Raw genomic sequence first — 11,901 nt, 5'->3', positions numbered from 1 at the left:
TGCCGTTCAGTGCCTCTGGCGGTGCATTGCTCTTCCACCTTCTGAGCAAGCTGTATGAACGCACCAGCGTCATCATCACCACCAACCTGAGCTTCAGCGAATGGGCCAGCGTGTTCGGCGATGCCAAGATGACCACCGCACTGCTCGATCGTCTTCCCCATCGCTGCCACATCCTCGAGACTGGCAATGACAGCTACCGCTTCAAGGCCAGCTCCGAAACAGCGAAGAAAAAGCGAAAGGAGGCAACAGCATTGACGCCATCATGACATAGAGAACATAACTAATGGGTGGGTCAAATCGCGGTGACAATGCCGGGTCAGTTCTCAGTGACAATCAACAACGATGGGGACCATCACGACGATATGGCAAAATCCGCTATTTACAAGAATGACTCCGATAGCAGGCTGGGAACTTCCCTACCTTTTGATTTTCGCGAGCCTCGCAGGCGTGTTCACAGCGATCCACCAGCCAAGCTGTTCAACAAAGAAAGCCGGAATAGGCAGCGTTGCGTCATTTCTTGGGATAGCCTGCCCGACTTGCAACAAGGTTCTAATGTTGATTTTTGGCAGCGAGGCGCTGTTGCGTTGGTTCGATCCCCTTCGACCTTGGCTCGCTGCAGTTGGCTTTGTCTTGCTGTGCCTCGCTATCCGAACCGAATGGCGGAAACGTAGCGACATTTTTCCGACGATAGGAGAAAGCTGATGCGTCGATCTATTCAAGCCGCGGAAATTAGCCAGAAAGGTATAACGAGGCGGGCGCTTGTGATGGGTGGCGTCCAGGTTGCTATTGTTGGCGTTCTAGGCTTGCGGATGCGCCAGATGCAAATCCGCGATGCCGAGCAGTATCGCATGCTTGCCGAAAACAATCGGATCAATCTGCAATTGATTGCGCCAGTACGTGGGCGCATTCTTGATCGTTTTGGCGATGTTCTTGCTGATAATCGACCCACCTACCAAGTGACCGTAATACGGGAGCAGGCAGGCGACCTAGCCTCGGTACTTCGCCAATTGCAATTGGCGTTGCCGATTTCCGATGATGATATCGCTGAAATCCTAAACAATAGTAGCAAAACAAGTGCCTTCGTGCCGATATCCGTTGCCGAAGACATTACATGGGAAGAATTATCGCGGGTAGCTGTGAACGCACCTACGCTTCCAGGCGTAAACCTTGAAACGGTACTGCAGCGAACCTACCCATTTGGCCCTGATTTTGCGCATATGATCGGATATGTCGGGCGTGTTAGTTCAAATGATTTGGAAGCTGTCGAGACCAAAGATCCGTTGTTGTCGCTGCCGGGATTCAAAATTGGTAAAACCAGCGTTGAAAAGGCGTTCGAGACAGAGTTGCGTGGCTTGCAGGGCACCTTGGCAGTTGAAGTCAATGCTACAGGCCGCGTCATGCGCGATCTCAATCGAACGTCCCCAACAGCGGGTGAAGACGTTTACCTGACGCTCGACCATCATCTACAGAACTTCACATTGGCCCGATTGGGGGACCAAAGCGCCGCTGCTGTTGTCATGGATGTTCGTAATGGTGATATTCTGGCATCGGCGTCAGCGCCCTCATTTGATCCGAATCTGTTTGTAAACGGAATATCGTCGCGTGACTACGGTGCGCTCCGCGATTCTGAATATCGCCCATTCGCAGATAAAACCGTGCAAGGGGCCTACCCACCTGGATCGACCGTCAAAATGTCGCTTGCTCTTGCCGCGCTAGAAGGCGGAGTGGTCAAAGAACAAGATACTGTCACCTGCCCTGGCTTCGTCGAAATTGCGGGACGGAGGTTTCACTGTTGGAAAAGGGGCGGCCACGGGCGCGTGAACCTGCAAGGCGCGCTGCGCGAATCCTGTGATGTATTCTTCTATGAGATGGCACAGCGAGTTGGTATTGATGGCCTAAACGCAATGAATACGCGGTTAGGCCTTGGTCAGAAACCTGATTTACCGTTCTCGGGGATGTCAGCCGGACTCAATCCGTCCCGCGCATGGAAGCAAGAAACGCAGGGCAGCGATTGGTTGATTGGCGATACGATCAATGCATCAATTGGGCAGGGTTTTGTTCTGTCGACACCAATGCAACTTGCGGTCATGACGGCGCGGGTCGCTTCAGGTCGTGCGGTGGTGCCGCGCATTGTAAAGCCGCAGGTTGGCTCATTAGACCCCGACATGGAGCCTATGGGCTTTACGCCATCGTCATTGGCCTTGGTTCATAAAGGGATGTTTGATGTCGTCAATTCTAGTCGCGGAACTGCCAAGGCCTCTCGGATCGTGACCGAAGGGCAATTCATGGCGGGCAAGACAGGATCAAGTCAGGTATTCAGTATAACAACTTCTGAACGCGCGGCCGGTGTCAGAAGCCAAGCGGATCTGCCTTGGAGACGGCGCGATCACGCACTTTTCACCGGCTTTGCTCCGTTCGACAAACCTGAAATCGCAGTATCAGTCCTTGTTGAACATGGCGGCGGCGGGTCAACAGCGGCGGCTCCAATTGCGCGCGATCTCGTGTTGTTTTACCTGAATGGTGGCATGCCAACTCCTGAGGCCTATCCAGTTGATCAGCGTGGGCGCATTAGCACTGATTTGCAACGGTTGAGCAGCCTGATCTTACCTCCTGACACAAATGGGGGGCGCAAGAATGGGTAGGCTCCTCCTTCCTTTCGTCGAACGCTCCACAACATTACACCCTAGGGCCAATCATCTGACAAATTGCGCAACCCTACACCGCGTGGATTTCCGATGGCTGCAATCCATGATCTGCTGGACCCCTAAAACTCGCGGGATTTCTCCATGACCGCAGTCAAGGCCGCTAGCTCAAGGCTATCTTTTTGCCAACGCCCGTGATTGAGCTTATCTCACATTTGTCAGGACTGGTCACAAAACTGTACTTTATAGCAATCCGACCCAAATGGATTGAGGAGTGAATATGAAACATGCGACACGCCGCGTAGTCGTTCTAGGCAGTCTTGCTCTTGGCTTGGTCGGCTGTGCCAATAGCAGGTTCAGGACCTATGACGGCCCGGAAGTCACCCGCATACAATTATTCAAGGGCGACCGACGTTTGTTTCTTTACAACGGTGATCGCGTTCTTAAATCCTATAAAACAGATCTTGGCTTTGCGCCGATGGGACACAAGCAATTTGAAGGCGATGGCAAAACACCCGAAGGCAAATACATCATTGACCGGCGCAATCCGAACAGCTTGTTTCACCTTTCCATCGGCATTTCCTATCCAAATGAGGCTGACATCGCTTTCGCCAAAGCGCAAGGACGCGAACCTGGCGGCGAAATATTCATTCACGGCGGGCGGAGGCGCAACATCGATCCGATCAAGCCGGATTGGACGGCGGGGTGCATCTCGGTTTCAGATCGCGAAATGGAAGAGATTTATGCGATGGTACGAGATGGGACACCGATTGAGATCTTTGTTTGAAGCCAAGCATGGCTTGTTGCGTCTTGGACCGCAATGTTTCGAGGTTCAGACAAGAGCTCATTCAAAAAGGCGTTGCCAACTCAAAATCCGATGCACAGAAAACAGGCTGATGGCTGTTCTAACCAGCCGCCAATCGCCAAAGGCGTTAGCGGCCAAGTGGGCTGGGGTCCAGCCGACGTAAGGTCAGATTCGAGCCATTTGTTGTGTTGCCCGGCCAGCAAAGATTGTGCATAGGCTCTCAAAACGAGCCGATCATGTCATTATGCTTGTCAGGCGTGCTGGCTTTTGCAGCCGCAGTCGCAATCCGGCGATGATCCATGCAAACATGATCAACGCTATTGCAGTCCAGTCACCAAAACGAGCATAGGGTGTTGGCGGAAGCGGTCGGGGTAAGCGCGCATCGATGATGCCTGACCTTTCGAGCTCGATCATGGCAATTGTTCTGCCATACGCATCGACCACAACAGAAATCCCAGTGTTTGCGGCACGAACAAGGGGAAGGCCTTCTTCAACGGCCCGCATGCGCGCTGATGCCAGATGCTGCCAAGGCCCGATTGATGTTCCGAACCAGGCGTCATTTGTGGCGTTGAAAATCCAGCTCGGTCGGGTTGCGCCATCAACGACATGACCTGGAAAAATGGCCTCATAGCAGATTGCAACACCAACCAAGGGGAGGCCGACCCCAATCGTCAACGTGCTTGGCCCCGGGCCGGGCATAAAGTCGCCAAGAGACTCAACCAAGCGCGGAAGGGGCAATATGCCGCGCAAGGGAACATATTCGCCAAAGGGCACGAGGTGGTGTTTGGCGTATTGCGCCAAAATCGTTCCGTCTGAGGCAATGGCAAGCACGGCATTGCGGTATGTCGTTCGGGTTGCGGTTTCTTCCTGCACTGGACTGCCCGTGATCAAGACGCCGGATTCCGGTAGAAGGCTTGCCAATATAATGCGTGCTCCCTCATCCTCTGCCAGAAAACCTGGCCAAGCAGTTTCGGGCCAGAGCAAAAGATCAAACGATCCAGCGCGTTCGGACAAGGTTATAAGCCGCTGTTTGTTCTCGTCTCGGGTAGCTTGATCCCATTTGGCGCTTTGGGCTATGTTCGGTTGAACAACCCGGATGCGCGTACCACCTTCTGGGGGCAGGGTAGAGACCGCTATCCGCATTATGCCGAACCCAGATATGCTAATCAAGATTGCGGCCGTCCCGGCGACACGGAGCCTGCGCAAACGGTGATCGGAGGGACAAAAGGTATATCCCGCGAGTGTTGCGCTTAGCACGATCAGAAACCCTAGCCCGTAACTGCCGATCAACGAAGCAGCTTGGGATAGCACCGTCCAGTCCATCAGACTATAGGCCGCTAGATTCCAAGGGAAGCCAGTCAGAATATGCCCTCTCAGCCACTCGGCTCCCGCCCAGGCTGATGCCAACGACAGCGCCGACGGTAGGCCGGCCCGCGTCATGCGCGTAGCGATAGCACATGCCAATGCCGGAAACGCTGAGAGCAACATCGCAAGTCCGAACACGGCGGGCAGGGCGAGCCATCCGAACCGGTCTGCCTCCACCTGGAAGCTTTCGGTGATCCAGAAAAGGCCTGGCACGAACTGACCCAAGCCGAACACATATCCCAAACTGAACGCCTTGAGGGGGGACACACCACGCAACAACACCGCCAGGACCGCAAAGGGAATGAGCGCAAGCGGCAGAATCGAATAGGGCGGGAGGGCCAAGACAAAGGATGCACCCGCCGCAATGGAGACAGCAAAACTGGCCAAGTTTTGTAAACGCGTTTTGCTGCAAAGTCTGTGTGTTTCCATTCGGACCGAAATTTGAAAACCCTCCATATCGAGCAAAGACGCTTAGGGGCTCTAGTTTCTTTAGGTGCAATAGATCCTTTGACACATCACGGCATTGTCAGAATGACATAATACGTGTGCAGGCTTTCAACTTTCATCAATGGTCACACAGACTTGACTGGACACCTGTCCCGTATTGCTTGACCTTTAAAGCCCGTCGGAAAAATATAAAGTAACGCTCCAAGTATTGATGAGAAAGCGACGCCCATGCTCACACGACGCCATTTTATCGCAACGGCAACAGCGCTGTTTTCGTCGCCAATTGCAACACCGGTTTTCGCCTCGTCTCATATGGAAGATCAGTGGGCGACTTGGGATGCGCTCGTTACCCCAGCAGGTTATGATGCTGCGACGACCAACCCTTGGGGATTGCAACCGCGCTTGCTACCAACTCGGGTAGAAGCGCGTGCTGGGCTTGTGCCGGGGGATATTCATGTCGATGCCGTTGCTCGGTATCTTTATCACATTCAGTTCGATGGCACGGCCATGCGTTACGGCGTCGCCATTGGCCGAAGTGGATTATACGAGCCTGGTACTTATACCATCAAACGCAAGGTAAAATGGCCGATTTGGACCCCCACGCAGTCCATGATCGAACGTGAGCCCGAACTCTATGCCAAATACGCAGATGGGATGGAGCCTGGACCGGCAAACGCCTTGGGGTCGCGGGCGCTGTATCTGTTTGTGGGTGATCGTGATACCTATTTGCGGATCCATGGGACGCCGCTTCCGCGTTCTATAGGTAACCGGGCGAGTTCCGGGTGTGTGCGTATGGTCATGCCACACATAAATTCGCTGTTCGACCAAGTTGAGACCGGCGTGACAGCATACCTTTATCCGGCAGAAGAAGGTCGTTTAACGACAAGCTAACAAAAAGTCTTAGTGCGGGCGTGGCACCGCGGCGGAAGTTCATCCTTTACAGAGTAAACTCGACTCCGTGTGTCAAACACCTGAATGCACGGCTTAAAAGCCAGCGCATAGCCTAGTAAACGGTTTTGTTAGCCTGCGACTTTTGTGCAGATTGGTCTTCCATCGACCGTAAGTAAAGGAAGCATTGTCGTTTCGACGGGTCCGAAATGGCGATACCAATAGCACCCGTCGTCGGGTTGCAAGATCACCTCCTGAAGGTTTTGATAGGGTGCCGCAATCAGGGCGACCCCTTCAGGCAGTTCCTTGAGGAACCCGGTGGATTTATCGGTAGTCTGATTTATCGGCGTGGAGCAGGCTGCAAGTACCAGAAGTCCGAAAACAAGTACGATCGACCGAACTTGTTTTGTCACGACGGGGATGTTGCTGTCCATGTGCGCAGGTTCCTTAACTTCGGTCATTGGCCAAGTATCATAATGTGGCGGCATAGAGTATCCACATTTATTGCTTTATCGCGTAGACGATCCGAAGTGTTGAGATCTGGAGAAAACGTGCGTTGATCAAACCTTGATCAGCGCAGCAGTTGCATACATGAAACCGAGCCCCGCAAGAAACCCTCCGAGAACGGCGGGAGAAAACAGCACCGCTTGCCGGTCGCTGCTCTGGCGCATCAGATAGGCCGTAACCTCGACCATAACCTGCAAAATTGCGCCAGCCCCAACGGCCATCGCCAATGCCGACCATTGCGGAGCGTATGCAAGACTTCCTGCCCACATTCCTAGAACGGCAGGGCCACCCGCCAAAAGGGTCAGGGCTGCAAAACTCCAGAGTGGCGGCCGGATCCGCAACATCGGCGCAGCGATGCCAATCCCTTCGGTAACATTGTGGAGAGCAAAGCCGAGAACGAGGAACGTACCGAGCCCTGCCGATCCGGCAGCAAACGCGCCGCCAATCGCCAGCCCTTCGCCAAAGTTGTGCAAGCCTATCCCTAGGGCAATGTAAAATGCCAACGCCAGCCCTTCCGGCGTGCCGCGCCAGCGTCCGATTGCCATCAGCATGAGGAAACTCGCGAGCCCAGACAGCCAGACCATGGCCGATCCTTGGAACAATGCTGCAGCCTGGTCTGCAAGCTCCAACGCCTCGGACGTCATGTCAATGAGCAGGAAGGTCAGCAAACCGACCGTCAGCGCGAGAAGAAAACTCACCCCGACACGCCCGGCGCTTCGCATTGCCGGATAGAACATCAGACCTAGCGCCACAGGCAGCAACCCAACAATCGCTCCCACTAATGCCTGAAGGCGAAGCTGACCCACCGTGGCCTTTGGTGTTGGCACAGCTACAGCGATTTCATGTTCGAACGAAGCACCAGTATTAGACAGCATATTAATTGCGTGCGCCTCGCCGAAAACCCACGGATAGGGTATCTGGATCCACACAGCACCCCCACGAACGATCGGCCCGGGCGGATTCTGCGTGAAAGTCCAGAACGCGTCGTCCACCGCCACCTGGGCGATCACCATGGCGTCTGAACCACCGGCACGGACCAAAAGCCCGATCCCGGTCTCGTCCAGAATTGTCCGCTCCACGGTCAATGCCTCTACAGGCGGCGCGCCATTGTTGAAACTGCGCAGGGGATCAAGCGACGCAATCCAAACGAACATGCCAAGCATGGCTGCCAGTGGCACAAGCACCAGCAGCAAGCGGCTCAGTGCGGGGCGCTTTGGCTGAACCTGCTCGTTCATTTCGCAGAGCTCCTTACATCAAACATTCCAACCCAACCAAGTTCGGTGAACTCGGACTGATGTGCATGAAACATGTACATTCCATCTTCGTGATCGGCGAAGCTGAACTCAAGGATTCCGCGCTGCGCCTGACATTGCATGATCAGATCAACGGTGCGCAGCGTTGGCGTCAACGTGGTTCCGGTGTCGTAATAGTCAAAAAAATTCGCGTGCAAATGGAATGAATTGATCGGGTCGAATTCGGTCACGTTCACCAAGTAAATGCGAACTGGGCGCGATTTGTCGATGCGAATTGGCTCATTCATGTAGGCTTGGCCGACAGTGTTTGCAGCATAAACTTCATTTGCGCCGTCGAAATTAGTGTCGAAGGCGTTCATCACCATAGCCATCTCTTGCCAATGAGCATTCTCAGGGCTGCCAAGCAGGCGCGATGCCGCGACGGTCGCGTTCTCGGGGTGACGCTCAGGATCGGGGTCGATAACGAAAAGACCATACATACCTTTGTGCATATGCCGCTTTAGGGGCAAGGCGTGGCAGTGATAAAGGTGGCAACCAAAAGGTTTAGCGTCAAATTCGTAGATAAACTCCTCGCCCGGACCAATCAATCCAGCACCAGGAACACCATCCATCCGCGCCGAATGGATGCCATGAAAGTGCATGGAATGTGGGTGCGAGCCTAAGTTGCGAAAGACTATCCTAAGCCGTTCGCCCTCCTTCGCCCTCAGGGCAGGACCAGGGACCCGGCCATTGAAGGTCCAGGCTGGAAAGAAAAGGCCGGGTGCAATCTCGATTTCCTTGTCAATGGCATCGACTTCGAATGTTCGAAGCGTTCTCCCATCAGGCAATAGCTCGGTTGTTCCCCTTTCCCAATCCGTCAACATGGCAGTCGGATCAAACCCGTTTCGATTGTGATCGACCAAGCCAACCGTTGTCATGTTGCCGTGCGCCATTCCCTGCATTGGGGCAGCATATGGATCTGCCGGCATGGTGGACATATCGTGACCAGCCATAGGATCCGCTGCGCTTTGAGAGCGCGCACTGCCAGCGGCGATGGCTGCTCCGCCTGCGGCCACTAGGCCACCAACCAGCAGAGCGCGGCGCGAAGGATCAAGAGAGGGTTTGGAAGCGTCGGCCATGAATCAGGTTTCCTTGCGGGAGCAGTGCTAAAGTCTATGCATCAAAAGTTAGACAAGGCTAACTTGTCTACTCTACACCTTTACCTGTCAATCCAATTCATGCAAAGCTTAACGGATGAAAAAGAATGATAATCAGGAAGTAGAAGCCGTCATGCCTGACGAGCGCGCGGTGGATTCCCGTGCCGAAGCTTTTGTCGGGGTGCGTGCGGCCCGACGAAATGAACTGGCGGAGGACTATGTCGAACTGATTGCCGAGCTGATCTATGCGAAAGGCGAAGCGAGACCTGTTGATATTGCAACGAAAATGGGGGTTACAGCACCTACCGTTGCCAAGACGCTCGATCGTCTCGCACGCGAAGGACTGATTACCCGTGCGAAATACCGCTCTGTCTTTCTGACTGAAGAGGGACGCGCTCTGGCGAAAGAATGCCGCCACAGGCATGAAATTGTATTGCGCTTTCTTCTCAGCCTTGGTCTCGACTTAGAGACCGCCGAACGGGATGCCGAAGGGATTGAACATCATGTGAGCGATCGAACGCTCGCGCTATTCGCAGCATTCGCAGACGGGTCGAGAGTAGATCGCAGGAACCTCATGGGCGAGGCATTGCGCAGCAACTAGCCCCTAATCGAGGCAGTATCGATACTTGCCAGCGTATAAGCAATCAACATTGTTGACCATGCCAAACCGAAGGGCGCCAGAAAACCTTCACTGCTTTTTCAAGAATTGCCATCGGCACTCTTAGGCACCTTGCAGCATTTGAGTAACGATCTGTGCTGGCTCAGGACACGTGCGCCGCTTAACCCGCGTGAACTCACTTGCGGGGGAGGGGCCAAGACTAGCTGCCCAAAAAATGTGATTGGTTCCGACATGAGAGAGGCAAGAATAAGCACTGGAATTGAAGGTTATCACGGCCAAGTGACAGAGTATCGCTTGACCTCCCCTTACTGGAAGGCTGCATATGGCTTCTATGATCCATGTCCTTCGCCTTGCTTTGATTCTAGCCCTGACCTTCGGTGCAGTGATTGCCCCAAAGGGATCGTCGGCGAGCATGGCTGACATCGCCATGGTGCATATGGATACCGCCGGAAGTGCAGATCAGCGATGCGATGGGTGCGGTCCCGAGGGATATGTTTCTGGCGTAATTTGCGAGGGTGGGTGTCCTGTTCCTTGCGGTTCAGTGGGAACGGCTGGGATCATAGGTCAAGCGTCTTCTTGGCGATTTGCGATACTATTTGGTCTCATCGTTTCGGTTGACGAACCTTTGATCCCGCGCGGCGTCAGCCCTTCGCTTGACCCATTCCCTCCCAAGCTTCCTATCTGAATTTGAATTTGGTCTCGCTCGTGGCGAGGCCTGACCGTTGACTTGGCCGAATTTGGCCAGCGCGACACTTTCAGAACAAGGCAGAAGCGATGATGCTCAACAGAAATATCTCACGACGGCAAGTGCTGCGCACTGGTGCCGCTTTCACAGCCATATCCGCTTTGTCACCTGCACGAATAGCCATGGCAGGCCCGACAGACGAACCGTTCGTGCTGCGCGCGGCGTCCGGCCAGGCGGCCTTGCGTCCAGCACCTTATGGCCCGACCGATGTCTGGAGCTACAACGGATCTATTCCGGGCCCTGAAATCCGCGTGCGTCAGGGCGACCGTATTCGTGTTTTGGCCCAAAATGGGTTGGATGAAGGCACAACGGTCCACTGGCATGGCATACGGACTCCGAATGCTATGGATGGCGTGCCGTTCCTGACACAAGATCCGATTTCGGCTGGCAGCGACTTTCTCTACGAATTCGATGCACTCGACGCTGGCACGTTCTGGTATCATCCCCACCATCGCAGTTCGGAACAGGTCGGACGCGGGCTTTCCGGGCCATTGATCGTTGAGGAAACGGACCCGATCCGCGTGGATCGCGACATGACTTGGATGCTCGATGATTGGCGGATGTCTCCCGACGGGCAGATTGTGGGTGATTTCGGCAGTCAGGCCGATGCCATGCATGGCGGACGTATTGGGAATTCTGTGACTATAAACGGTCAAATACCGGAACGTATTTCAGTCCGGGCCGGAGAGCGCATCCGACTTCGGCTGATCAATGCAGCCAATGCCCGAATTTTCGCGTTAAATTTTGGGACGTTTGCGCCAGTTATTGTCGCGCTGGACGGTCAGCCCGTGGCGCCCCATGCACCAGAAGGCGATATCGTGCTTATCGGCCCGGCGATGCGGGTTGATTTGGTGATCGACATGACCGGCAAGCCTGGTGATGCGGCTTTTGTCACCGATATTTTCTACCAAGGGTTGGAATACCGTCTGGTCGATCTCGTCTATGCGCCTGACAGATTACGGGACACGGTGCCGGATTGGCCGATAGATCTGCAGCCTAACCCGCTTGCCGACCCTGACATGGCCTCGGCTGAGCGGCATCAGATCGTCTTCAATGGCGGAATGATGGGGCAGATGATGATGGGCAATAGCATGAGGTCGATGATGGACCAGATGCGCGAAGGCAACATTTGGTTCATTAACGGCAGGGCGGCGACAGGTCCGATCAAGGAACCCTTGCTGGTTTTGCCGCAGGGAACGTCGCACGTGTTCGAGATGGACAATCGCACGGCCTGGCATCACCCGATCCATTTCCACGGGCATTCGTTCCGCGTCATCTCGCGCAACGGGCAACCAACGCGTTATCGCGAATGGCAGGATACAGTGATGATGGCCCCCGAGGAACGGGTTGAGATCGCGTTTGTGGCGGACAATCCAGGAGACTGGATGTTCCATTGCCACATTCTAGAACATCAGGCAGCTGGCATGATGGGCGTCGTCCGCGTCGCCTCCGGCAGCACTAAAATTTGAAGACCCACAAAACACTGATCACATG

At 54.5% G+C, this 11,901-nt stretch carries 10 protein-coding genes; 6 read left to right on the top strand and 4 right to left on the bottom strand.

The features are described 5' to 3' along the window. From G560_RS0116485 to G560_RS0116470, 3 genes are all read left to right on the top strand, one after another. On the top strand, positions 1–266 hold a 266-nt coding region (locus G560_RS0116485; protein WP_022705396.1), incomplete at its 5' end, for an ATP-binding protein. Positions 267–701: 435 nt separating this feature from the next. Next, positions 702–2,642 (top strand): penicillin-binding protein 2, encoded by a 1,941-nt coding sequence (gene mrdA, locus G560_RS0116475; RefSeq protein WP_028914201.1) that lies wholly within the window; start codon positions 702–704, stop codon positions 2,640–2,642. 280 nt (positions 2,643–2,922) lie between these two features. Further along, positions 2,923–3,429 carry a L,D-transpeptidase family protein gene (locus G560_RS0116470; RefSeq protein ID WP_022705393.1) on the top strand — a complete coding sequence of 169 codons (507 nt, stop codon included), beginning with the start codon at positions 2,923–2,925 and terminating at the stop codon, positions 3,427–3,429. A gap of 252 nt (positions 3,430–3,681) precedes the next feature. Here the strand turns inward: G560_RS0116470 and lnt are convergent, their stop codons facing one another. After that, positions 3,682–5,268, bottom strand: a complete 1,587-nt coding sequence (gene lnt, locus G560_RS19600) for an apolipoprotein N-acyltransferase (protein WP_033419478.1) — start codon at positions 5,266–5,268, stop codon at positions 3,682–3,684. 219 nt (positions 5,269–5,487) lie between these two features. Between lnt and G560_RS0116460 the strand changes: the two genes are divergently transcribed. After that, positions 5,488–6,150 carry a L,D-transpeptidase gene (locus G560_RS0116460; protein WP_022705391.1) on the top strand — a complete coding sequence of 221 codons (663 nt, stop codon included), beginning with the start codon at positions 5,488–5,490 and terminating at the stop codon, positions 6,148–6,150. 128 nt (positions 6,151–6,278) lie between these two features. On the opposite strand, the gene G560_RS0116455 is transcribed toward G560_RS0116460, so the two are convergent. The 3 genes from G560_RS0116455 to G560_RS0116445 all read right to left on the bottom strand — a co-directional run bounded on the left by G560_RS0116455 (position 6,279) and on the right by G560_RS0116445 (position 9,025). Then, a complete protein-coding gene (locus G560_RS0116455) occupies positions 6,279–6,581 on the bottom strand; it encodes a hypothetical protein (RefSeq protein WP_050525243.1) in 303 nt (100 codons plus the stop codon). Positions 6,582–6,707: 126 nt separating this feature from the next. Then, positions 6,708–7,889, bottom strand: a complete 1,182-nt coding sequence (locus tag G560_RS0116450) for a ZIP family metal transporter (RefSeq protein ID WP_022705389.1) — start codon at positions 7,887–7,889, stop codon at positions 6,708–6,710. Then, on the bottom strand, positions 7,886–9,025 hold the full coding sequence (locus G560_RS0116445) for a multicopper oxidase domain-containing protein (RefSeq protein WP_022705388.1): 1,140 nt from the start codon (positions 9,023–9,025) through the stop codon (positions 7,886–7,888). Before G560_RS0116445 ends, G560_RS0116450 begins: the two co-directional genes overlap by 4 nt. 115 nt (positions 9,026–9,140) lie before the next feature. Between G560_RS0116445 and mntR the strand changes: the two genes are divergently transcribed. Further along, positions 9,141–9,644, top strand: a complete 504-nt coding sequence (mntR, locus tag G560_RS0116440) for a manganese-binding transcriptional regulator MntR (RefSeq protein WP_022705387.1) — start codon at positions 9,141–9,143, stop codon at positions 9,642–9,644. An 885-nt stretch (positions 9,645–10,529) separates the two neighbouring features. Beyond that, positions 10,530–11,876, top strand: a complete 1,347-nt coding sequence (locus G560_RS19595; protein WP_022705386.1) for a multicopper oxidase family protein — start codon at positions 10,530–10,532, stop codon at positions 11,874–11,876. The last annotated feature ends 25 nt before the right edge of the window (positions 11,877–11,901 follow it).

Source organism: Pseudorhodobacter ferrugineus DSM 5888, from assembly GCF_000420745.1.
Lineage (GTDB): Bacteria > Pseudomonadota > Alphaproteobacteria > Rhodobacterales > Rhodobacteraceae > Pseudorhodobacter > Pseudorhodobacter ferrugineus.
The sequence above is the reverse complement of the archived record's forward strand: the minus strand, read 5'-3'. Positions and strand labels throughout refer to the sequence as shown.

Excerpts from the sequence above, each read along its gene's own strand:
- lnt (WP_033419478.1), bottom strand. The coding sequence starts at position 5,268 with ATGGAGGGTTTTCAAATTTCGGTCCGAATGGAAACACACAGACTTTGC.
- G560_RS0116445 (WP_022705388.1), bottom strand. The coding sequence starts at position 9,025 with ATGGCCGACGCTTCCAAACCCTCTCTTGATCCTTCGCGCCGCGCTCTG.
- mntR (WP_022705387.1), top strand. The coding sequence starts at position 9,141 with ATGAAAAAGAATGATAATCAGGAAGTAGAAGCCGTCATGCCTGACGAG.
- mrdA (WP_028914201.1), top strand. The coding sequence starts at position 702 with ATGCGTCGATCTATTCAAGCCGCGGAAATTAGCCAGAAAGGTATAACG.
- G560_RS19595 (WP_022705386.1), top strand. The coding sequence starts at position 10,530 with ATGGCAGGCCCGACAGACGAACCGTTCGTGCTGCGCGCGGCGTCCGGC.
- G560_RS0116460 (WP_022705391.1), top strand. The coding sequence starts at position 5,488 with ATGCTCACACGACGCCATTTTATCGCAACGGCAACAGCGCTGTTTTCG.
- G560_RS0116470 (WP_022705393.1), top strand. The coding sequence starts at position 2,923 with ATGAAACATGCGACACGCCGCGTAGTCGTTCTAGGCAGTCTTGCTCTT.
- G560_RS0116455 (WP_050525243.1), bottom strand. The coding sequence starts at position 6,581 with ATGGACAGCAACATCCCCGTCGTGACAAAACAAGTTCGGTCGATCGTA.
- G560_RS0116450 (WP_022705389.1), bottom strand. The coding sequence starts at position 7,889 with ATGAACGAGCAGGTTCAGCCAAAGCGCCCCGCACTGAGCCGCTTGCTG.